The organism is Rhodococcus sp. BE178, assembly GCF_050433545.1.
Taxonomy (GTDB): domain Bacteria; phylum Actinomycetota; class Actinomycetes; order Mycobacteriales; family Mycobacteriaceae; genus Prescottella.
Genome location: NZ_JBNPXA010000015.1, coordinates 1 through 21,353, shown reverse-complemented (window position 1 = coordinate 21,353; position 21,353 = coordinate 1). Strand labels below are relative to the sequence as shown.

Below are 21,353 nucleotides of genomic sequence, written 5' to 3'. Positions count from 1 at the left end.
GTCTGTTCGAGAGGATCGGTGGGCGGGTGCCGTCGCGGGCCTAGCGGCCGACGGCGTACACGCCTCTCGCTTCGTCGCGCACCACCTTGCCGAGATCGAGCTCGACGACGCGGCGGCGCATCGAGTCGACGATGTGGTGGTCGTGCGTGGCCATGAGCACGGTGGTGCCGGTGCGATTGATCCGCTCGAGCAGCAGCATGATGTCGGCGCTGGTGTCGGGGTCGAGGTTGCCGGTGGGCTCGTCGGCGAGCAGGACCAGTGGACGGTTCACGAACGCGCGGGCGATCGCGACGCGCTGCTGCTCACCGCCGGACAGCTCGTTCGGCAGGCGATCGGCCTTGCCGGACAGTCCGACCAGGTCGAGGACCTCGGGGACGGTGCGCTCGATCATCGAGCGCGACTTGCCGATCACCTCGAGCGCGAACGCGACGTTCTGCGACACCGTCTTGTTCTGCAGCAGCCGGAAGTCCTGGAAGACGTAGCCGACGCTCTGCCGCAGCTTCGGCACCCGTCGACCCGACAGCTTGTTGACGTGGAAGTCGGCGACGTAGATGTCCCCCGAGCTGGGGGTCTCCTCCTTGAGGAGGAGCTGCATGAACGTGCTCTTGCCCGAGCCCGACGGCCCGATCAGGAACACGAACTCGCCCTTGTCGATCTCGACGTTCACCTTGTCCAGGGCGGGCCTGGTGGAGGCCTTGTAGAACTTGGAGACATCCTTGACGCTGATCACGGGAAGCCAGTCTAGCCGTTATCGAACAGTGACCTTGGGTAACGACGCGCACCGATCCGCGCGTGTCAGCCCTGCGGCGTCGGCGCCGTGGTCGTCACCTCGTCGGACGGGCCCGACTCGGGTTCCTGCGACAGCTGCGGAGCAGGTGGAGGCGTGGTCGTCGTCTGCTGCGACGTCCCCGACGTGGTCGTGCCACTGCCGGCGCCCGGCGTCGTGGTCGGCGTGCTCGACTGCTGCCCACTGTGGCTCGTCTCCGACGCGGGCGACGACGACGGCGTGGCGCTCTCCGACGACGACGGCTGAGTGGAGCTTTGCGGCGGCGTCGACGGACTCTCGCTCTGCCGCTCATCCGCCGGCAAGGCCGGATCCCCGGTGCTGACGGCCGGCTGCGTGCCGTGCGTCGAGGCGTCGGTCTCCTGATTGACCTGGGCGTTGAGCATCGCCAGACCCAGCCAGAGCACGCACATGGCCACGGTCGTGGTGCGCATGCGGCCGCCGAACAGCTTGCGCGGAATCCGCTTCCACAGCAGCGACACCTTCTCCTGCGGGCTCATTCGTCGCCACCTCCCACCGCGTCGTTCTCGAGTTCGGCCGCGACGGTGATACCGGCGCGTCGCAGCGCCGTCACGACGCGCACACGCAGCGCCCGGCCGACCTGGAACTGCTTGCCGGGCAGTGTGCGGGCCACCATCCGGATGCTCACCTGATCCACCGCGAGGCTCTCGACTCCCATCACCGACGGGGTGTCGAGCAGCAGCGGGCGCAGGCCCTTGTCCTCGTACGCGTCGACACCGACGCGGTGCAGGATGTCGTTGACGTGGTTGATGTCGGCGGTCGCGGGGATCGGCACGTCCACCACCGCGCGCGCCCAGTCCTTCGAGAGGTTGACCGCCTTGACGATCTGCCCGTTGGGAACGGTGATGACTTCGCCGTCGGCGTTGCGCATCCGGGTCACCCGCAGGGTGACGTCCTCGATCACACCCTCTGCGTCCGTGGACGACCCGGTGATGGCGATCTGCACTGTGTCACCGAAACCGTACTGACGCTCGGTGATGATGAAGAACCCGGCGAGGATGTCCTGGACCACACGCTGCGCGCCGAAGCCGAGTGCGGCACCGAGCACCGTCGCCGGAGCCACGAGGCTGCCGATGGGCAGGCCGAGCAGACCGAGCACCTTCACCGTCGCGATCACGTAGATCATCGTGATGACCACCCACGTGATGACCTGCGCCACCGAGTGCCGGTGCTTGGTGGCCTCGGAACGGACCAGGGCGTCGCCCTGCTGGTAGTTGTCGTCGATCTGCTGAGTGATCCGACCGCCGGCCCAGTTCACGAAACGGGCGACGATCAGCGCACCCAGAACCGTCAGCGCAATGGGAAGTCCGGTGACTTCGAGCCATGCACGCAGTTGGACGTATGGGGTGAAGGTCAGTGCGAGGGTTGTGGTCTGCATACGTCCTAGGCTTGGGTTTCGCTCATCCGCCAGCGGATGCCGGCCTCGATGAATCCGTCGATTTCACCGTCGAGCACTGCCGACGGGTTGTTGACCTCGTACTCGGTGCGCAGGTCCTTGACCATCTGGTACGGGTGCAGCACGTACGAGCGCATCTGGTTGCCCCACGAGCTGCCGCCGTCGCCCTTGAGCGCGTCCATCTCGGCGCGCTCCTCCTGGCGCTTGCGCTCGAGCAGCTTGGCCTGCAGCACCCGCATCGCGGACACCTTGTTCTGCAGCTGCGACTTCTCGTTCTGACACGTGACGACGATGCCGGTGGGGACGTGTGTCAGGCGCACCGCCGAGTCCGTGGTGTTGACCGACTGGCCACCCGGGCCGGACGAGCGGTACACGTCGACGCGGACGTCGTTCTCGTCGATGTCGATGTGGTCGGTGGTCTCGACGACGGGCAGCACCTCGACCTCGGCGAACGAGGTCTGGCGGCGGCCCTGGTTGTCGAACGGGCTGATACGGACGAGACGGTGCGTGCCCATCTCGATCGACAGGGTGCCGTAGCTGTAGGGCGCCTTCACCGCGAAGGTGGCGCTCTTGATGCCGGCCTCTTCGGCGTAGGAGGTGTCGTAGACCTCGACGCCGTAGCCACGCTTCTCGGCCCAGCGGATGTACATGCGCATGAGCATCTCGGCCCAGTCCGCGGCGTCGACGCCGCCGGCGCCGGCGCGGATGTTGACGAGCGCGTCACGCTGGTCGTACTCGCCCGAGAGCATGGTCTTGACTTCCATCGCCTCGATGTCGGCGCGCAGGGTCGCCCGCTCGACGTGGACGTCGGCGACCGCGTCGGGGCCCTCCTCCTCGGCGAGCTCGTAGAGCACGGCCATGTCGTCGAGGCGCGAGCGCAGTTCCTCCACGCGGCGCAGCTCCGCCTGGGCGTGCGACAGCTGGCTCGTCACCTTCTGCGCGTGTTCCTGGTCGTTCCACAGCTCCGGATCGGACGCCTGGTGTTCGAGTTCGTCGATGCGGCGGCGCAGCTCCTCGACGTCGAGAACCTTCTCGACCGTGGTCAGAGTGGTGTCGAGCTCGTTGAGGTCAGCGGAAACGTCAGGATGCACAGTTATCCAGGCTACCGGGTCCATCACGGTGACATCGCTGCGACCGCAGTCACACCGGCCGCGATGCCGACCCTCGCGCCGCGGATCCGCCGAGCAGCGGTCCCCCAAACCCGTCCCGGGTTCACCTCTAGCTCACCCCAGGGCCGCCTGTAGGCGAATTCGAGTGACAATCCTTAAGACAATTGTCTACTTCGCCCACTCTATTGCTTCAATCTGGCGAATATGCAACACTCATCCGACTCGTGGCCTGGGTCACAGCCCACGAAGAACCTCGCCGTCGGCCGCGTCGACTTGTTCGGACGCCTCAACCCACATCCAGGAAGTCAGATGAAACGTCGCCTCGCACTCACCGCAATCGCCCTCGCAGTGGGCGCCGCCGCCTCCTTGACCGCATGCACGCCCGGGACGTCATCGGCGTCCGAACTCGTCGTCACGACGTTCGGTGGCGAGTGGCAGAAGAACTTCACCGATGCCGTGGTGAAGCCGTTCGAGAAGGAGAACAACGTCACGGTCAAGCAGGTGACGCTGTACAGCTCGGACGCGCTCGCGCAACTCCAGGCCCAGAAGTCGAGCCCGCAGATGGATGTCGTCTTCTTCTCCGGGGGCCAGGAGGCGGTGGCAGCCAAGGACGGACTCCTCGCGCCGATCGACCCGTCCGCGCTCACCAACGGTCCCGACCTGATCGCCCAGGCGAGCAACGATCTCGCCGGCGGGCAGGGACCGGTGGTTCAGATCACCCCGATGGGGCTGCTGTACCGCACAGACAAGATCGACGAGCCCACGTCGTGGAACGACGCCTTCAACCCCGAGTACCGGCAGCACGTCGCCTTCACGGACCTGTCGAACAGCTACGGCACCCTCGGGATGCTGATGATCAACGGCACCCGGGGCGGGACGATCGACGACGTCACCCCCGGTATCGACGCGATCGGCCAGTCGGCCCGCGCCGGCGACTCCATCATCACCAAGACGTCGTCCGACCTCCAGCAGGCCTTCGCGGCCCGCGACATCTGGCTGGCTCCCTACTCGCAGGACTACGCGGAGACGCTGCGCAAGGCCGGCCAGCCTGTCGGCTTCACCATGCCTCGTGAGGGCACGACCGGGTCGTTCATCACCGCCAACGTCGTTGCCGGCCGCCCCAACACCGACCTCGCCACCAAGTTCATCGACTACGCACTGAGCGCGGGCGCCCAGGAGAAGTTCGTCACCGGCATGGCCTACTCGCCGGTGAACACGAAGGCAGTCGTCCCCGCTGACCTGCAGTCCAAGATCCTGTCGGGCCCGACGCTGGAGAAGCTGGTCAGGTTCGATCCGGCGCAGATCACCGGGAAGTCCGCGGCTTGGCAGAACCAGTGGCAGGAGCAGATCGCGCGATGAGGAAGCGCTCCGCCGAACCCTGGCTGTTGGTGCTGCCGCTCATTGCGCTGCTTCTGATCGCATTCGTGATCCCCGTCGCCAGAACACTTCTGGCCAGCTTCACCACAGATTCCTCCGGGTTCACCCTCAGCAACTTCACCAGGTTCTTCGGGTCGTCGGTCTCTCTCGGCGCATCGGAGCGGTCACTGCGGATGGCATTCATCCAGACGATCGTCTCGGTCGTCATTGCCGTACCGCTGGCGTACATCATGGCCGGGCTCTCCGCGAAAGCGCGGGCCTTCATGATGATCGCGACAATCCTTCCGCTGATGACCAGCGTCGTCATCCGGACGTTCGGCTGGGTCATCCTCATGGGCCCGTCCGGCCCGCTGGCGAAGATTCCGGGTTTCCTGGATCTGAGCCAGGCTCGACAGGGTCTGCTGGGGACCGAACTCGGCGTGAACATCGCCATGATCCAGGTGCTGGTGCCGTTCGCGGTCCTGTCGGTTCTCGGTGTCATCAACGGGATCGACGTGCGGCTCCGGGAAGCATCCCGAACCATGGGCGCGGGATTCGTCGGAACCTTTCGGCACGTGATACTTCCGCTGTCCCTACCGGGCATCGTCTCCGGAGCCACGCTGTGCTTCGCACTGTCGATCAGTTCGTTCATCACACCGAACCTCATTGGTGGAGCGCAGCTTCCGGTGATTGCCGGATTCATCTACCACGATGCGACGGTCAGCAACGACATCCCCTTCGCCGCGACGCAGGCGGTGCTGATCCTGGCGGTCGTCGTCATCACGATCGCGGCGACCAACCGAATTGCGAACGCGAGGATGAAATAGTGGTTCGATCAACTCCGCTTCCGTTGAGGATCGCCGGCAAGGTCTTCCTCGTTCTCATCGCACTGTTCATGCTGGCCCCGCTCGCGGTGGTGGTGGGAGCCGCGTTCAACTCGGATCAGTTCCTGGCCTTCCCACCCGAAGGTCTCAGCCTGGAGTGGTTCGCGGATGCGCTGGCCGACACCACGTACACGTATCCGTTCCTGTTCAGCCTGCAGGTCGCCCTCATCGCCGCGGTGGGTGCGGCCGCGATCGGGACGGCCTTCGCCATCGGGATCGCACGTCACAAGGTTCCCGGTTCGGGTGCACTGCAGTCGTTTGCCCTGTCGCCGCTGACCATGCCGAGCATCATCTTCGCGATCGGCATCCTCCAGACGGTGTCCCAGTTGATGGGCGGATCCTCGCCCTGGATCCTGATGCTCGCGCACGTCGTCATCACCGTCCCCTACGTCGTCCGAACGGTCCTCGGGGTGATCGCGAGGTCCGACGGGTTCACCGAAGAGGCCGTCCGGGTGATGGGTGCCAGCTGGTGGCAGCGCTACTGGCACGTGCTGCTACCGATGTGCCGCCCCGGAATCATCGCCGGCGCCTTCCTGGCCTTCATCGTCTCCTTCGACGACGCGGTCATCGCGCTCTTCCTGCGGACACCCCAGCTCCAAACACTCCCCCTCGCCATCTACGGACAGCTCGAGTTCAGCGCATCGCCGACGGTGGCGGCCGTCTCGACTCTCTCGATGGCCCTCACCGCGATTTCAATCCTGGCGATCGAGAAGATCGTCGGTCTCGGAAAGGTCTTCAGCTAATGGCCGATCTCACCATCGCCGACGTTCACAAGACATTCGGGGACGTGAAGGTACTCAAGGGCGTCGACATCCACGCGAAATCGGGCAGCTTCGTGTCGCTGCTCGGTTCCAGTGGCTGTGGCAAGTCGACGCTGCTGCGGTGCATCGCGGGCCTCGAGACCGTCGACTCCGGGACCATCTCGGTGGGCGGAGAGGACGTCACCGACCTCGCGCCGGAGAACCGGCGGCTGAGCATGATGTTCCAGAGTTATGCACTCCTAACGCACATGAGCGTGCTCGAGAACGTCCGCTTTCCCCTGCGGATGCGCGGAAAGGCGCACGGAACCCGCGCCGAACAGCGGGACCTCGCCGTGCGGGCGCTGGAACAGGTCCAGATGGATCACCTGGCGTCGCGCATGCCACGACAGCTGTCCGGCGGCCAACAGCAGCGCGTGGCATTGGCCCGCGCGATCGTCGGTGGCCCCCGGCTGATCCTGCTCGACGAACCTCTGTCGAATCTCGATGCACGCCTCCGCGAGGACATGCAGGTGGAACTGGTGTCGCTGCAACGGAGTCTGGGCGTGACCACCGTTTTCGTCACGCACGATCAGGACGAAGCACTGAGCATGTCCGACCAGGTCATTCTGATGCAGGGTGGCGTCGTCGAGCAGTCCGGTACGCCCGAGGATCTCTACGCGAACCCGGGCACGCGCTTCGCTGCCGATTTCCTGGGGGCCGCGAACCTCCTCGACGTCACGGGGGGCGCGGATCGGCGCGCGTCGGTGGGCGATGTGACCGTGCCGGCCCCGGAGACCTTCGGTGGCGAGTCGCTGCTGATGGTCCGGCAGGAGGACATCCGGGTCAACGCACCGGACGGCTGCGACGCGCACCTGACCGCGGTGGTCAAGTCCCGAGTGTTCCGGGGAAGCGAGCTGCTGATCGTGGTGGAGGCGGCGGGACAAGAGCTTCGGGCCGTCGCCCCGACCTCGACGATCGCGTACCCGGGCAGCGAGGTGACGGTTTCCTGGCGCAGCGAGCAGAGTCGGATCCTGACGAAATAGCGTCGGAGACATGGTTACACTGTGTAATTCTCTTCCCGCACATAAATTCTCATACGAAGGCTGCAGACCATGAGTCAGAAGGGCAATGACACGGGCGACACCGATCGGCTCATTGCGAGCGCACTGCAGGTAAACGGACGCGCCTCCTGGGAGGCCATCAGTCGCGTCATCGATCTTCCGTCGCGGACCGTCATGCGACGTGGACAGCATCTGCTCGACACGGGATGCGTGCGGGTGTCCACCTATGTCGATGCGAACAAGTTGCTGCACGCACGGGGTGTACTCATTCGCCTCGGCACCGAGATCGACCAGGTGGCCCAGGTGGCCAGCAGGGTGGCAGCGCTGCCGGGTGCGTCCTCGGTGTCGATCCTCGAGGGTTCGGGCGACATCGTCGCTCTCGTTCTCGTGGAGAGCGCCGAGGCGCATCAAGTGTTGCTGTTGCAGACGCTTCCGGCCATCCCCGGCCTGCGGGCGTTCGAGGTCAGTACCGTTCTGCGGTCCTACCTGATGGGCCTGGACTGGCACGCCGGGATACTGCCGGCGGAGCAGGTCGAGGCCCTTCGTAAGTCCGCACCCTGGCACGCGCCGTCGACCAGCTCCACGCCGGTGGTTCTCGATGCCGTCGACCAGAACCTGATCGACCAGCTGAGCAACGATGGGCGGGCGACGATCTCGATGCTCGCGCAGGACGCCGGCATCAACGCGCAGACCGTTCGTCGTCGGCTCGACACCCTGTTCGGTGTCGGCGTCCTGCGGGTTCGCACCGAGGTGGCGCCCACATTCTTCGGCTTCAAGGTCGAGGCCATGCTGTGGCTGCACATCCGCGGAGGAGACATCGAGAGCATCGGCGGTTCACTCGCCACTCATCCGTCCGTTCGATACTGCGCGGCTCTCACCGGGCACGCCGGACTGTTGGTCGACGGACTGTTCACGGACGAGGAGGCGCTGTTCGACTTCCAGAACAGCGTGATCGGATCCCTGACAACCGTGGAGATCGCCGAATCCCGGGTGGTACTCAAAGCCGTTCGTCGCGGCCCGTTGTTCGTCGACGACGTCGTGGCCTGACCTCGGTCTCGATACACCCAGCGCCGCACCACACGCGATGTGGTGCGGCGTTTCGGCGTGCGGTCCGTACCGAACACCTTTGAGCCGAACAGTTTCCGCCCGAACCTGCGCAGACGAATGGGGCCGTGCCCGCCGGCTACGTCGGCGGCGGGCACGGCCCCACTGGCTTCGGAGCTATTCGACGCGACCGATCGTGAGCTTCTTCAGCCCGGTGATCCGGATGTCGGCCGAGGCCTTCGCGAAGTCCGCGAGTCCTTCGGTGACGGTGGCGAACACGTTGACGGGGGTCCATCCGAGCGGACCGAACGTGCGCACGCCGGGGGCGTAGCAGACGCCGACCTCGTACCACTCGAACGGCAGGCCGCCCATCTGCATCGGACGCTGGTAGTACCAGAGCACGTCACCGACGCCCGGAATGACCTGCTGGTTCTCGAACGGGACTGCCTCCGGATCGAAATTCTGAGCCTCCTCGGGAAGGCCGGTCATCACCTCCGGTCCGGCGTACATCGCGTGCATCGCATCGACGGTCACGGGCTTCACCAGCGCACCCCATAACGCGTCGCACGTCTTCGGTGCCAGGTCGAGGTGCATGGTGGCGATGGCACGGGGGCCGTTCTCGTATTCGAAGAAGAGCTTCTGCTCGGTCACGGGGTTCCTCTTTCTGTTCGGTGCATTCTTCGGTCTCGGTGGTCAGGCGGTTTGTCGGTAGCTCTTGACGGCTGCGACGAACGGAGCGATGAACTCTTCCTGTCCGGCGAACTCGTCGGCGCCGCACATCTTCTCGGGATGCCACTGCACGCCCGCGGCGTACCAGTCGGTGGTCGACTCGATCGCTTCGATCGTCCCGTCCGCGGCCGTCGCGGTCACGGCGAAACCATCCGGGCAATGCGAGATCGCTTGCTGGTGAATCGAATTGACACGCATACCTCGAACGGCGGACGGCGCCGGGCCGGACGCGATGTCGATCTCGTGACGGTGGTCGAGTTGGGCCTCGGGCGCGAGCCCGTACGGGTGCAGGTCCCGGACGGCGGGCAGGTCGACGACCCGGCTGCCGTGGAGGGCCGCGAGCAGTTGCATTCCGCGGCAGATGCCGAAGACCGGCAGACCGAGTTCCCGTGCGGCCACGACGAGCGCATGCTCGGTCACGTCACGGGTGGTGGCGTCGGGCGGGGCACCGACGTCCTCGCCGCGGGCGATCCACTCGCCCACGTCCTCTCCCCCGGAGAGCACGAGCCCGCTCACGTGCGAGAGCAGGGTCGCGGCGTCGTCGCCGGTGCATTCCGGAACGAGGATCACGGACAGGCCCTGCGCGGCGAAGAACCGGACGTACTCGGTGCCCACGGTGAACAGGTCGGTCCGCTCGCCGAGGTAGGTGGGGAGATCGCGCCGCCACGTGGTGATCGCGATCAGGGGGCGATCAGCCATCGAGCTTCATCCAGACCGCGGTGGTGTCGGTGTACTTGTGCAGTGCATCGGCGCCCTTGTCCCGCCCGAATCCGCTCTCCTTCACACCGCCGAAGGGAAGGCGCATGTCGCCCTCCTCGTAGCAGTTCACCCAGATCACGCCGGCCTTCACGGCACGCGTGACGCGGTGGATCGCGGCGACGTCACTGCCCCACACCGAGGCCGCGAGTCCGTACCGGGTGTCGTTGGCGACGCGGATCGCCTCCGCCTCGCTGCTGACGCGGATGACCGAGAGGACCGGCCCGAAAACCTCCTCCTGCGCGATCCGGGAATCGGGATCGACGTGATCGAGGACGACAGGAGCGAAGTACGAGCCCCCTTCGAGGCCCTGCACCACAGCGCGCCGCGGGCTGCCGGCGGCCAGGACCGCCCCCTGCTCGAGCGCGTCCGCGACCTTGGCCTCGATCCCGGCCACCGCGCCGGCGCTGACGATGGCGCCGAAGGCGGTACCGGCGTCGAGCGGGTCCCGCGGCTGCAGCGCGGCAGCAATCTCGCACGCCGCGGCGACAGCCTCGTCGGCGTTGTCCTCGAACACGATCAGCCGAGACGAGGCACTGCACATCTGGCCCTGGTTGAAGAAGGCGTTCTCGGCGGCGCTGGCGGCGGCGGCCCGGATGTCGGCGTCGGGCAGGACGATGGTGGCGGATTTCCCGCCGAGCTCCGGCCACACCCGCTTGCCGTTCGATTCGGCGCTGTACTTCATGAAGGCGCGCCCGGTGACCGGCGATCCCGTGAAGGTCAGGACGTCGACGTCGGGGTGCCGGCCGAGCGCCTGACCGGCGTCCCGACCCAGGCCGTTCACGACGTTCAGCACACCCGCCGGCAGTCCGGCCTCGCCGGCCAGTTCCGCCAGTCGCAGTGCCGAGAACGGCGTCTGCTCCGACGGTTTCACGACCACCGAGTTGCCGGCGAGGAGTGCGGGCGCGAGCTTCCATGCGGTCATCGTGAGCGGGAAGTTCCACGGCACCACGGCGGCCACCACGCCGGCCGGGGCCTCGACCGAGTACGCCAGCACGGACGCCTCGTGCGCGATCAGCTTGTCCGACAGCTTGTCGGCGAGTTCGCCGTACCACCGGATGCACTTCTCGACTGCTGCCAACTCCACGTTGAGCGCTTGGGACACCGGCTTGCCCATCTCGAGCGAGATGATGGTGGCCAGTTCCTGGGCGTTCTCCCCGACGAGGAGGGCCCACTTCTTCAGGACCTCGCCCCGCTCGCGCGCCGGCGCCGTGGCCCAGCCGGACGTCCGGAAGGCCGATCGGGCGACGTAGACGGCGAGGTCGACGTGCATCTCGTCGCTTGCGTGCAGTACCCCGAGCGACCGGCCGTCGCGTGGCGAGATGACCGGCACGCATTCGGCGCCGTCGAGCGACACGAGTTGCCCGCCGATATAGGCGCCCTCGAGCCGCATCACATCCTGCATCGCGTCGCGCGCAGTTGAACTGAGCGACATGTAACCGTCCCTTCGACGACCGAGGATTGTGGCTTCCGCCACGATTCGCGCTCAAGAGTGTCACATCCGCCAATGTTCAGCAATCAGTAGTCCATATTCGTCACTGATTGCCGGTTATCCATCCGAATCCGCCTGAGGCCTTAGCTGGAAGCAACCGCGGGAGGGCGCCGGTAGGCTTTGCTGTCGTGACCGCACGCGCCGCCGACCTGACTCTCGCCCGCCGCATCGCCGACGAGGCCGACGCCATCACCCGCGCTCGATTCGGCGCGCTGGATCTGAAGGTGGATTCCAAGCCCGACCTCACCCCGGTGTCGGATGCCGACCTGGCGGTGGAGCGGGCAGTGCGCGCGACGTTGGCGGTGGAACGGCCCGGCGACGACGTCCTCGGCGAGGAGTTCGGCGGCGACGCGAAGTTCGAGGGTCGGCAGTGGGTGATCGACCCGATCGACGGCACCAAGAACTTCGTGCGCGGTGTCCCGGTGTGGGCCAGCCTGATCGCACTGCTCGAGGACGGCGTCCCCGTCGTCGGCGTGGTGAGCGCCCCGGCACTGAACCGTCGCTGGTGGGCGTCGGCCGGTGAGGGCGCGTGGGCGTCGTACGACGGCGGCGACGCCCGACGGCTGTCGGTGTCGGCGGTGGGCGACCTGGCGTCGTCGAGCCTGGCGTTCTCGTCGCTGTCCGGGTGGAAGGAACGCGGCATCCGCGACCGCTTCGTCGACCTCACCGACGAGGTGTGGCGCATCCGCGGCTACGGCGACTTCTTCTCCTACTGCCTGTTGGCCGAGGGCACGCTCGAGATCGCGGCCGAGCCCGAGGTGTCGCTGTGGGACCTCGCGCCGCTGGACCTGCTGGTCCGCGAGGCGGGTGGCCGCTTCACCAGCATCGAGGGCGCCGACGGCCCCCACGGCGGCAGCGCGGTGGCCACCAACGGCCTGCTGCACGACGAGGTCCTGGCCCGCCTTCGCTGATTCCCCCGCGATTTGCGCACTTATCGGTGTGATTCGGGCTCCGCCGACACCGATAAGTGCGCGAATCAAGGGAAGGCAGGTCCAGCACAGACACGAGTAGCGACGGGAGTGACCGGGATGGACGCGGACGAGGTCGACTTCGCCCACACTGATCAGGCGAGCCGCAAGCGTCGGGAGAAGGCGCTGGAACTGGCGCGGTTCGTGTGGGACCGCTCGATCACCGGCGCCGAACTGCTCGACCTGCCCGACGATCGGCTCCGCAAGCTGGCACGGGCGGCCGGCGCGAACCCGCCGAGTACCCGCGAGACGTGGACGGTGGCCGCGGAGTTGGTCGACGAGAAGACCCGGTGGGCCCAGGCCCATCCCGACGATCCGCGCGCCGCACCCGCGCACGCCGACGAGAAGATCATGTGGGTCAAGCCGCCCATCGTTCCCTGGCACTGACGTCCGCCCTCACCAGGACCCGTGGGTACACGCCGTCACCGGCCGGCCCCGCAGGATCTCCCGTGCCCGCGATCGGGCCGCGTTGTACTCGAACCACGCCGTACCGCCGCCGACGTCGATGCCGGACAGCGCGCACGAGCGCACAGGTTCGGCGAGCCGGTCGAGCGCGGGCACGGCGTCGACGGACAACCCGCCCAGGTACGCGACGTCGATGTCGCCGGTCGCGGCGTACCGCTGCACGTTCCGTTCGGCGATGTAGCCGTCCGGGTTCAGCGCCGCGAACCCGAGCAGGCCGATCGCGGCCGACGCCAGCACCGCCCGGGGCAGCCACCGCGCCGACATCCTGATTCCCGCCAGGAGCAGCAGCACGAACACGACTCCGAGCCACAGCTCGGTCGCCATCACGCTCAGCCGCAGCCGGGTGAATCCGAACTCGTTCTCGTACAGCGACATCCGGTGCACCGCCGACGCCACGACGACGAGCCCGAGACCACAGAGCAGGCCCAGCAGCACCCGAGCGAGCGCCCGGTCCCCCGCGCTGCGGCGGTCCACTTTGCGCACCGCGACGGCGACGAGAGCCAACGTGAGAACGGTGACCGCCGCGAGCTGCCAGAAGCCCTGCCGCGCGTAGTTCGCGTAGGTCAGTCCGACGGTGTCCCGGACGTGCCGGTCCCCGCCGAACAGCACCCGCACCTGCACCGCGACGAAGCCCGCGAACAGTGCGTCGAGCAGCGCGAGCGGCACCGCCCACTCCCACCGCGCGAGCGGGTGGCCGGGTCCGGGTGCGAGGGCATCGAATCGCGGCGTCCGCCTCCGCAGGTACGCCGACGCCAACGCCATGCCCGCGACGAAGAGACCGAGGAGCACGCGCCCGGCGGGATTGCCGACCCGGACGTCGGGCAACGCGGCGTCGAACAGTCTGCCGAACTCCGGGTCCGCGCTGACGAACAGCGATCCGAACACCGCCAACAGTGCCACGCTGATCGCGGCCACAACGAAGACCCGAACCGGCTCGACCCTGCGCCCGGGCCGCAGCCGAGCACGACCGCGGCGCACCCAACCGGTCACCCGGACCGGGGTGAGCCACAACGCGACGGACGCGAGCGCAAGCCCGGTCCACGTCCAGCCCCCCACCAGCGCAACCGATCCCACCACCCAACTCGCCACCACACACAGCGCCACCAGCCAGTCGGCGCCGCGGAGCGCCGCCACCGCGAGCAGGGCGAGCGCACCGACGACCACCACGAGCTGTAGCGGCGTCGGGCGCGGGCGCACGGTGACGAAGGCCGTCGCCGCCACCGCCGCTCCGGTGAGGAGGTACGCGATGCTCACCACCGTCACCTGCAGCGTCAGGGTCGCGATGGTGCCGGCGGTCAGCGCGGCCACCAGGGCCCCGCGGGGCGCCATCGATGTCCGGTCGCTCCGCCACACGTCGCGGCGCCAGTGCCACAGACCGTCGGTCGGGACGAACTCCGGCGGGATCGTCGTCGGTGCGGTCATGATGTCCTCCTCGTCTGTGCCCGGCCGTGGGCGGGCAGGCGTCATCGCGGGACCGGAAAGGTCCGGTCCCGAGCGGATGTCGATCGTGAGTTGGGGTCTAGCCCTGGGGCAGTGTCACCCGGATACAGCAGCCGGACGCGGTGTCGAGGACTTCGATCCGGCCCGCGTGCAGATCCACCGCCCAGCGGGCGATCGCGAGGCCCAGCCCTGTTCCGCCGTCCTGGGCACCGCCGCGCGCGAAGCGTTCGAACACCCGGGAACGGTCCGCCGCGGGGATTCCGGGGCCGTCGTCGTGGACGTCGAGGATCAGCTCGCCGGCGTGCGGGTCGGCGCGGACCCGGATCCGGATCCGCACGGGCACGTCCTGCGAACCGTGCCGGGCCGCGTTGTCGACGAGGTTCGCGATCACCTGGTGCAGCCGGGCGGTGTCGGCCACGGCCCGCAGTCCGGTCGGCGAGACGTCCACGTCCACCAGCAGCGGTCGCGCCGGGCTCGACGCCTGCCGGATCACCTCGCCCAGGAACGGCTCGACCTCGAAGGCGCTCTGCTGCAGCGGAACCGCACCTCCCTCGATCCTCGACAGATCCAGGAGGTCGGCCACCAGGCTGCCGAGCCGCTCGGTCTGCGCGAGCGCCGACCGCATCGTCGACTCGTCGGGCGACTCGACCCCGTCGACGACGTTCTCGAGCACCGCCTGCAGCGCCGCTATCGGCGTGCGCAGTTCGTGCGAGACGTTGCCGATCAGTTCACGGCGGTACCGGTCCTCGGCCTCGAGGTCCTCGGCCATCTGGTTGAACGCCGTGGCCAGTTGCCCGATCTCGTCCCGCGACGTGGACCGCACCCTGCGCGAATAGTCGCCGGTCGCCATCGCTTTCGCCGCGGCGGTCATCTCCCGCAGCGGCGAGGTCATGCCGTGCGCGAGGACCTGCGTCACCACCAGCGCCGCGACGAGCGCCGACAGGAGCGCGAACCGGAACTGCCACTGCGACGTGGCCCAGAACGTCAGCGAGGCGAGCAGCAGCGAGGCGACCACGAGCAGGCCGGTCTTGGCCTTGAACGAGCGCAGCGGGTCGAGGGGACGGGGCCAGTTCATCTCGGGACCTCGAGCGCGTAGCCCACCCCGTGCACGGTGCGGATCACGTCGCCACCGAGCTTGCGGCGCAACGCCTTCACATGACTGTCGACGGTGCGACTGCTCGCGGCGTCGCCCCAGCCCCACACCTGCTCGAGCAGGGTCTCGCGGGCGATCGCGGCGCGCGGCCGCGACGCCAGGTGCGCCAACAGGTCGAATTCGGTGCGGGTGAGGTGCACCTCGACGCCCGCCGCGCGGACCGAGCGGGCACTGAGGTCGATCGCCACGTCGCCGAGCACCAGCAGGTCCGACTCCGCCGCGCGGTCGGCCCGGCGCAGCAGCGCGGCGACCCGGGCGACCAGCACCCGCATGCTGAACGGCTTGCTCAGGTAGTCGTCGGCGCCCACCCCGAGCCCGATCACCATGTCCGTCTCGTCGGCCCGCGCGGTCAGCATCAGCACCGGAACCGCCCGAGACGCCTGGATGCGGCGGCACACCTCGAGCCCGTCGAAACCGGGCAGCATGACGTCCAGCACGACGACGTCGGGACCGAATGCCTCGCACTCCGACACAGCGGTCGGTCCGTCGTAGGCGGCCCGCACCTCGTAACCCTCGGCGCGCAGCCGCGCAGCGATCGATTCGGAGATCGTGCGTTCGTCGTCGACGACGAGCACTCTCCGCCGGTTCGCCCCATCTCGGTTCGTCACGATCTCGACTGTATTGGGCGGTTGTGGGGATGCCCGGCAGGAGTTGTGAAGGTTGTGTGCAGGTTTTCGGCCGCAGCGCGAAATGCCCGACTCATGACACTCATCACTTTCGGGATTCGCTCGACTTCATATCTTACTCCAGAGTAAGGTGGTGAATCGTCCAAGACCGAACACCGAGAAATGGTGACCATGAGCAAGCAAGACGTTGTGAAGACGAACGGCGCCAAGCGTGAGCCCCGCGACACCTCGGCGGTCGGCTTGAACCCGGTCAAGCGCGATGCCATGGGCGCCGCGATGCGCGTGCTGACCCGGATCACGGGTTCCGACCTGGCCGAGAAGTACAACCTGCGCCAGACCATCGATCGCGTCACCTACGAGGGCACCAAGACCGGCTTCAAGACCCTCGGGGCCGCGACCCGCACGTTCAACCGGGTCTCCGGCGGCGGCGCGCCCAAGCGCCTGCCCGACGGTGCCACCAAGAACGCCGGCTACTTCGACCTGACGCCCGACGACGACCAGAAGATGATCGTCGAGACGGTGCGCGAGTTCTCGGCCGAGATCCTGCGCCCGGCCGCGCACGACGCCGACGAGGCCGCCGCCGCACCCGCGGATCTGCTCAAGCGCTCCGCCGAACTCGGCATCACCCTCATCAACATCCCCGAGGAGTTCGAGGGTGTCGCCTCCGAGCGCGGCGCGGTCACCAACTCGCTCGTCGCCGAGGCCCTCGCGCACGGCGACATGGGCCTGGCGCTGCCGATCCTCGCCCCAAGCGGCGTAGCCGTCGCCCTCACCCAGTGGGGCACCGACGAGCAGCAGAAGACGTATCTGCCCGCGTTCGCCGGCGAGAACGTGCCCGCCGCCGCGGTCGTGGTGAGCGAACCGCGCACGCTGTTCGACCCGTTCGCGCTGCAGACCAAGGCCGTCCGCTCCCCCAGCGGCTACCGGCTCAACGGTGTCAAGTCGCTGGTGCCCGCGGCCGGGTCGGCGGAACTGTTCGTCGTGGCCGCCGAACTCGATGGCCGCCCGGCGTTCTTCCTCATCGAGTCCGACACCAAGGGCCTGGTGGTGGAGGCGGATCCGAGCATGGGCCTGCGCGCCGCGGGCCTGGGCCGGCTGATCCTCACCGATGTCGCGGTGCCCGATTCCGCGATCCTCGGCGACGGCGACGCCGACCAGCGTGCGCGCGAGTACGCCGACGCGATCCGTCTCGCCCGCCTGGGCTGGGCGTCGCTCGCGGTGGGCACCAGCCAGGCCGTGCTCGACTACGTGATCCCCTACGCCAACGAGCGGGAGGCGTTCGGCGAGCCGATCAGCCACCGCCAGGCCGTCGCGTTCATGATCTCGAACATCGCGATCGAGCTCGACAGCATGCGCCTGGTGACCCTGCGCGGCGCGTCCCGCGCGGAGCAAGGCCTCTCGTTCGCCCGCGAGGCGGCGCTGGCCCGCAAGCTCGCATCCGACAAGGGCATGCAGATCGGCCTGGACGGCGTCCAGCTGCTCGGCGGGCACGGCTACACCAAGGAACACCCGGTGGAGCGCTGGTACCGCGACCTGCGAGCCATCGGCGTTGCCGAAGGCATCGTCCTCATCTGACGCCGACCCGATCTGTCGAATCTTTCGACTAGGAGACCTTTTCGATGATCAATCTCGAACTTCCCAAGAAGCTGAAGGCCTCTGCGAACCAGGCGCATCAGGTCGCAGCGGAAATCTTCCGGCCCATCTCCCGCAAGTACGACCTGTCCGAGCACGAGTACCCCAAGGAACTCGACACCATGGCCGCCATGGTCGAGGGCCTGAACGACTCGGGCCAGGGCGCGTCCGGTGCGGCACTGGGTCGTACCAGCGACCAGAACGGTGACGAGCCCAAGGTCATCGGCAACGCCAACGGCGGCAACATGGCGTCGCTGATGAACGTGATCGAGACCTGTTGGGGCGACGTCGGTCTGACGCTGTCGATCCCCTACCAGGGCCTCGGCAACTCGGCGATCGCCGCGGTCGCGACCGACGAGCAGCTCGAGCGCTTCGGCAAGGTGTGGGCCTCGATGGCCATCACCGAGCCCAGCTTCGGCTCCGACTCCGCCGCCGTCACCGCCACCGCGGTGCTCGACGGCGACGAGTGGGTCCTCAACGGCGAGAAGATCTTCGTCACCGCCGGTGAGCGCTCCTCGCACATCGTGGTGTGGGCGAGCGTCGACAAGAGCAAGGGCCGCGCGGCGATCAAGTCGTTCGTCGTGCCGCGCGAGGCGCCGGGTCTGAGCGTGGCCCGCCTCGAGCACAAACTCGGCATCAAGGCGTCCGACACCGCGGTGCTGCTCCTGCAGGACTGCCGGATCCCGAAGGACAACCTGCTCGGCAGCCCGGAAGTGAACGTGGAGAAGGGTTTCGCGGGTGTCATGCAGACGTTCGACAACACCCGTCCCATCGTCGCCGGTATGGCCGTGGGCCTGGGCCGGGCGGTGCTCGAGGAGTTGCGCAGCGTCCTGGAGGAGGCCGGCGTCGAGATCTCGTACGACACCCCCGCCTACAACCAGCACGCCGCCGCCGCCGAGTTCCTGGCGCTCGAGGCCGACTGGGAGGCGTCGTACCTGCTGGCGCTGCGGGCGGCGTGGATGGCCGACAACAAGAAGCCCAACTCGCTCGAGGCGTCGATGTCGAAGGCGAAGGCCGGGCGCACCGGAACCGCGGTGTCGCTCAAGGCCGTCGAGCTCGCCGGCAGCTACGGGTACTCGCAGCGCCCGCTGCTCGAGAAGTGGGCCCGCGACAGCAAGATCCTCGACATCTTCGAGGGCACCCAGCAGATCCAACAGCTCATCATCGCCCGACGACTGCTCGGCAAGACCTCGTCGGAGCTCAAGTAGTCTGGCCCGAAACAACTTTCAGGACCGTTTCCGTCCCCGTCGACTCCGGTTCGACGGGGACGGAAGCGTCCGGATCGGCGCCTGATTTCGGATCGGTCCCGCATCGGTCCCGCATCAGAGCCGCGTCAACGGCGGAGCGGGTCCGCTCCCCCTCCCCTGGCCAAAGGTGGGTGTACACCTCGAGAGTCGTCTCTGCGGACTCGTGCCCGAGTCGTTCCTGGACCGTCTTCACGGATGCGCCGGAGTGGATCAACGCGCTCGCGTAGAAGTGCCGGAGGCTGTGCCATGTGATCGCCGGATCGAGGCCGATGCGATTGCGGACAGCCCGGAACGAATGCGAGACCGTCGACGACGACCACATGCGCCCGTACATCGTGCGGAATACTGGCATCGATCGATCGCTGCACGGGTTCTCAGTGAGCTCCTCGGCTATCGCCTCAAGCGCCATGTCCGACAGTGGCAGCACCCGCTCGGCGGCCGACGTCTTCAGCGGCGCCCACTCGAACGCGGACGTGCCCGTCTTCGATTGCTCGGTGATCGTCATCTCGCGTCGGAGGAAGTCGACCGCCCGGATGCGAACGCCGGCGATCTCTCCCCCGCGGAGGCCGGTGGCCGCGCCGACGATGATCATGCGCGCGAACGTGGGATAGGGCATCACCGCGTTCCGGCCCTTCGGGACGCCAACTCGCGCGGCTTCCTCGAGTTTCCACACTTCGTCCACTGCGATGAGCTCGCGGCGCGCGACTGCTCGCACCCCCGCTTGCTGCTTCCGCTTCTTCCCGATGCCGGCGGCCGGCGACTTCAGTAGCAGGCCGTCCTCGACAAGCATGTTGAAGAACCCGGCAACCTGGCCGCACCAGCCATTGGTGGTGTTGGGCTTCAGGCCGGTGCAGCCATTCACCCACGGGCGCCCGCTCTCGAGATGCTGTTTCCATGTGCGTATGTCGGATGGCTTGACTGATCCGATCGCAGAATTCTCTAGCCGCCCGAGGTTGCGACCGACCAGCTCGCGCACGCGACGCGTTCCGTCAGTCTTGGCTGCGTTCTCCCAGTCGGCCCACATCTTGCCGACGGTGACCTCCTGATCCTTCGGGTTGATCCACTCCCCTCGGCGGACTTCACGCTCGCGGTCGCCCACCCAGTCCTTCGCGTCGCCTTTAGTGTCGAACGTCTGCGAGCGTTCAATGCCGTCCGATCCGCGGTATCGACCTACCCAGCGGATCCGGCCTCCGCGCTCACGCTTCTGGACCGCCACTACATCCCCTTTGTCTCGATCCGGTAACCGACTGAGTGTTTGCTCGACCCTGTCGGCGCCAGCCCCTAACCTGTCCTAAATTCGTACACACGTTCGAACGGAGACTCGTCTATGAGTAGCGGGCGCGAAGCCGACTTCTTCCCGGTTGGCGCCGATGACACCACGACCACATTGACCGACCTCGTCGTCGAGGCCCTCCGGATGGGAGTGCCCGTGTCAGAGCTGCTTGCCTTCTAACGAATCCTGGACCGCCTGTAGGAGTTCGGCGACTGTGACGCCGAGTGCGGTTGCGATCGCGATCCCCTGCCGGATGTCCATATCCCGCTCCGCATTTTCGATGCGGCCGATCGTCGCGCGGCTCAGGCCCGACTCTCGAATGAGGTCAGCCTGAGTCATGCGCCGGCGTCCACGAAGCGCTCGAATCTCGTTTGCGATGGCATCGCGAACTGCGTCAGCTTCCGGCAGGCGTCTATCTGCATCCATATGGGGGATAATAGCCTCCGTACGGGCATAGGCAAGCCTGTTGTTACTGAATCGATACAGACGAGACTCGCGAATCACAGGCTTGTCATTGCCTCCAATTGGAGGCTAACGTTCTCCATATGACAGCCGTTGACTCTCAAACGGCGGACCACTACCGCATAGTGGAGTTGGTTCGCCTCCAGATCAGGATCGCCGACAAGTCCCACCGCGAGGTTGCCGAAGCGATCGGGGTATCGACAAAGACGTTCGCGCGTCGCATCACCGGGGAGCGGAGGTTTACGGCTCTCGACCTCTTCTATATCGCGGCCTATCTGGGCATTGACGTATCGACATTCATTCCACCAGACCTCGCAGTCCCGACGGCTGCGGCGGCATGAGCACCTCGACCATCCGCCCCGCGCTCACCGCGATCGACGTGGCCGAGCGCCTGGCGATGCATCCGAACTCGGTCTATCAGCTCTTCACCCGCAAGACTCACCCGATCCCCCACCTGCGTACCGGCAAGAAGGGGATTCGCGTCCAGGCGGACACCTTCGACCGCTGGCTCCGCGAAGAGGAACAGATGAGCGTCGGGGCATCCCCGAGAAAGCGGACTCCCGGCCTGATCTAGGCCACACCTTCCCCACATCTCCACGCCACGCAACCACGTGGCGCGTCCTTTCACACCTTCATAGCGTGATTCAGCCTGGTGAGCGCGACAGCTCATACACCTGCCATTGGTTTCAAAGGTGCCCAACTTGCCGTATTCCAT

The 21,353-nt window shown here is 67.2% G+C and carries 23 protein-coding genes; 11 read left to right on the top strand and 12 right to left on the bottom strand.

Annotated elements, in window-relative coordinates; all coding sequences use genetic code 11:
- Positions 1-40: 40 nt before the first annotated feature.
- The 4 genes from ftsE to prfB form a co-directional block, all read right to left on the bottom strand.
- Complete coding sequence (ftsE, locus tag J2X34_RS22370) at positions 41-730, bottom strand: cell division ATP-binding protein FtsE (protein ID WP_114722579.1); 690 nt, start codon at positions 728-730, stop codon at positions 41-43.
- A 65-nt stretch (positions 731-795) separates the two neighbouring features.
- Positions 796-1,284, bottom strand: a complete 489-nt coding sequence (locus J2X34_RS22365) for a hypothetical protein (RefSeq protein WP_429519843.1) — start codon at positions 1,282-1,284, stop codon at positions 796-798.
- Positions 1,281-2,183: a mechanosensitive ion channel family protein gene (locus J2X34_RS22360; RefSeq protein ID WP_114722581.1), complete on the bottom strand. Its 903-nt coding sequence runs from the start codon at positions 2,181-2,183 to the stop codon at positions 1,281-1,283. Before J2X34_RS22360 ends, J2X34_RS22365 begins: the two co-directional genes overlap by 4 nt.
- A gap of 5 nt (positions 2,184-2,188) precedes the next feature.
- Entirely contained in the window at positions 2,189-3,292 is a 1,104-nt protein-coding gene (prfB, locus tag J2X34_RS22355; RefSeq protein WP_114722582.1) for a peptide chain release factor 2, read from the bottom strand.
- A gap of 327 nt (positions 3,293-3,619) precedes the next feature.
- Here prfB and J2X34_RS22350 point away from each other — a divergent pair, with 327 nt between their 5' ends.
- The 5 genes from J2X34_RS22350 to J2X34_RS22330 all read left to right on the top strand — a co-directional run bounded on the left by J2X34_RS22350 (position 3,620) and on the right by J2X34_RS22330 (position 8,398).
- Positions 3,620-4,669, top strand: coding sequence for an ABC transporter substrate-binding protein (locus J2X34_RS22350; protein WP_181818822.1), 1,050 nt, complete (start codon positions 3,620-3,622; stop codon positions 4,667-4,669).
- Positions 4,666-5,493: an ABC transporter permease gene (locus tag J2X34_RS22345; RefSeq protein WP_114722584.1), complete on the top strand. Its 828-nt coding sequence runs from the start codon at positions 4,666-4,668 to the stop codon at positions 5,491-5,493. Before J2X34_RS22350 ends, J2X34_RS22345 begins: the two co-directional genes overlap by 4 nt.
- Positions 5,493-6,293 (top strand): ABC transporter permease, encoded by an 801-nt coding sequence (locus tag J2X34_RS22340; RefSeq protein WP_114722585.1) that lies wholly within the window; start codon positions 5,493-5,495, stop codon positions 6,291-6,293. Before J2X34_RS22345 ends, J2X34_RS22340 begins: the two co-directional genes overlap by 1 nt.
- On the top strand, positions 6,293-7,333 hold the full coding sequence (locus tag J2X34_RS22335; protein ID WP_429519842.1) for an ABC transporter ATP-binding protein: 1,041 nt from the start codon (positions 6,293-6,295) through the stop codon (positions 7,331-7,333). The genes J2X34_RS22340 and J2X34_RS22335 overlap by 1 nt, the downstream gene beginning before the upstream one ends.
- A gap of 69 nt (positions 7,334-7,402) precedes the next feature.
- Positions 7,403-8,398, top strand: a complete 996-nt coding sequence (locus tag J2X34_RS22330; RefSeq protein WP_114722587.1) for an Lrp/AsnC family transcriptional regulator — start codon at positions 7,403-7,405, stop codon at positions 8,396-8,398.
- Between the two features lie 174 nt (positions 8,399-8,572).
- On the opposite strand, the gene J2X34_RS22325 is transcribed toward J2X34_RS22330, so the two are convergent.
- Genes J2X34_RS22325 through J2X34_RS22315 form a run of 3 tightly spaced genes read right to left on the bottom strand, consistent with a single transcriptional unit; the run spans position 8,573 to position 11,315 of the window.
- Entirely contained in the window at positions 8,573-9,046 is a 474-nt protein-coding gene (locus tag J2X34_RS22325) for a DUF3830 family protein (RefSeq protein ID WP_114722588.1), read from the bottom strand.
- A gap of 42 nt (positions 9,047-9,088) precedes the next feature.
- Positions 9,089-9,823: a gamma-glutamyl-gamma-aminobutyrate hydrolase family protein gene (locus J2X34_RS22320; protein ID WP_114722589.1), complete on the bottom strand. Its 735-nt coding sequence runs from the start codon at positions 9,821-9,823 to the stop codon at positions 9,089-9,091.
- Positions 9,816-11,315: an aldehyde dehydrogenase family protein gene (locus J2X34_RS22315; protein ID WP_114722590.1), complete on the bottom strand. Its 1,500-nt coding sequence runs from the start codon at positions 11,313-11,315 to the stop codon at positions 9,816-9,818. Before J2X34_RS22315 ends, J2X34_RS22320 begins: the two co-directional genes overlap by 8 nt.
- Positions 11,316-11,500: 185 nt before the next feature.
- Here J2X34_RS22315 and hisN point away from each other — a divergent pair, with 185 nt between their 5' ends.
- Together hisN and J2X34_RS22305 are read left to right on the top strand one after the other, a co-directional pair.
- Positions 11,501-12,283, top strand: a complete 783-nt coding sequence (gene hisN, locus J2X34_RS22310) for a histidinol-phosphatase (RefSeq protein WP_429519841.1) — start codon at positions 11,501-11,503, stop codon at positions 12,281-12,283.
- Between the two features lie 117 nt (positions 12,284-12,400).
- On the top strand, positions 12,401-12,727 hold the full coding sequence (locus tag J2X34_RS22305; protein ID WP_114722592.1) for a hypothetical protein: 327 nt from the start codon (positions 12,401-12,403) through the stop codon (positions 12,725-12,727).
- Positions 12,728-12,736: 9 nt separating this feature from the next.
- On the opposite strand, the gene J2X34_RS22300 is transcribed toward J2X34_RS22305, so the two are convergent.
- The 3 genes from J2X34_RS22300 to J2X34_RS22290 all read right to left on the bottom strand — a co-directional run bounded on the left by J2X34_RS22300 (position 12,737) and on the right by J2X34_RS22290 (position 15,973).
- On the bottom strand, positions 12,737-14,227 hold the full coding sequence (locus tag J2X34_RS22300) for a DUF4153 domain-containing protein (RefSeq protein WP_114722621.1): 1,491 nt from the start codon (positions 14,225-14,227) through the stop codon (positions 12,737-12,739).
- Between the two features lie 97 nt (positions 14,228-14,324).
- On the bottom strand, positions 14,325-15,320 hold the full coding sequence (locus J2X34_RS22295) for a HAMP domain-containing sensor histidine kinase (protein WP_114722593.1): 996 nt from the start codon (positions 15,318-15,320) through the stop codon (positions 14,325-14,327).
- Complete coding sequence (locus tag J2X34_RS22290; RefSeq protein ID WP_114722594.1) at positions 15,317-15,973, bottom strand: response regulator transcription factor; 657 nt, start codon at positions 15,971-15,973, stop codon at positions 15,317-15,319. The genes J2X34_RS22295 and J2X34_RS22290 overlap by 4 nt, the downstream gene beginning before the upstream one ends.
- Positions 15,974-16,189: 216 nt before the next feature.
- On the opposite strand from J2X34_RS22290, the gene J2X34_RS22285 reads away from it, so the two are divergent.
- Both J2X34_RS22285 and J2X34_RS22280 read left to right on the top strand, forming a co-directional pair.
- A complete protein-coding gene (locus J2X34_RS22285) occupies positions 16,190-17,599 on the top strand; it encodes an acyl-CoA dehydrogenase family protein (RefSeq protein ID WP_429519886.1) in 1,410 nt (469 codons plus the stop codon).
- 44 nt (positions 17,600-17,643) lie between these two features.
- Positions 17,644-18,864 carry an acyl-CoA dehydrogenase family protein gene (locus J2X34_RS22280; RefSeq protein ID WP_429519840.1) on the top strand — a complete coding sequence of 407 codons (1,221 nt, stop codon included), beginning with the start codon at positions 17,644-17,646 and terminating at the stop codon, positions 18,862-18,864.
- Here J2X34_RS22280 and J2X34_RS22275 read toward each other — a convergent pair.
- On the bottom strand, positions 18,857-20,119 hold the full coding sequence (locus J2X34_RS22275; protein WP_429519839.1) for a tyrosine-type recombinase/integrase: 1,263 nt from the start codon (positions 20,117-20,119) through the stop codon (positions 18,857-18,859). The two genes, J2X34_RS22280 and J2X34_RS22275, sit on opposite strands and share 8 nt — an antisense overlap.
- Before the next feature lie 216 nt (positions 20,120-20,335).
- Positions 20,336-20,602 (bottom strand): helix-turn-helix transcriptional regulator, encoded by a 267-nt coding sequence (locus J2X34_RS22270; protein ID WP_429519838.1) that lies wholly within the window; start codon positions 20,600-20,602, stop codon positions 20,336-20,338.
- Between the two features lie 119 nt (positions 20,603-20,721).
- On the opposite strand from J2X34_RS22270, the gene J2X34_RS22265 reads away from it, so the two are divergent.
- Positions 20,722-20,979 carry a helix-turn-helix domain-containing protein gene (locus J2X34_RS22265; protein ID WP_429519837.1) on the top strand — a complete coding sequence of 86 codons (258 nt, stop codon included), beginning with the start codon at positions 20,722-20,724 and terminating at the stop codon, positions 20,977-20,979.
- The gene (locus J2X34_RS22260; RefSeq protein WP_429519836.1) at positions 20,976-21,212 is read left to right on the top strand and encodes a helix-turn-helix domain-containing protein; all 237 of its coding nucleotides are present in this window, start codon (positions 20,976-20,978) and stop codon (positions 21,210-21,212) included. The genes J2X34_RS22265 and J2X34_RS22260 overlap by 4 nt, the downstream gene beginning before the upstream one ends.
- Positions 21,213-21,353: the final 141 nt, after the last annotated feature.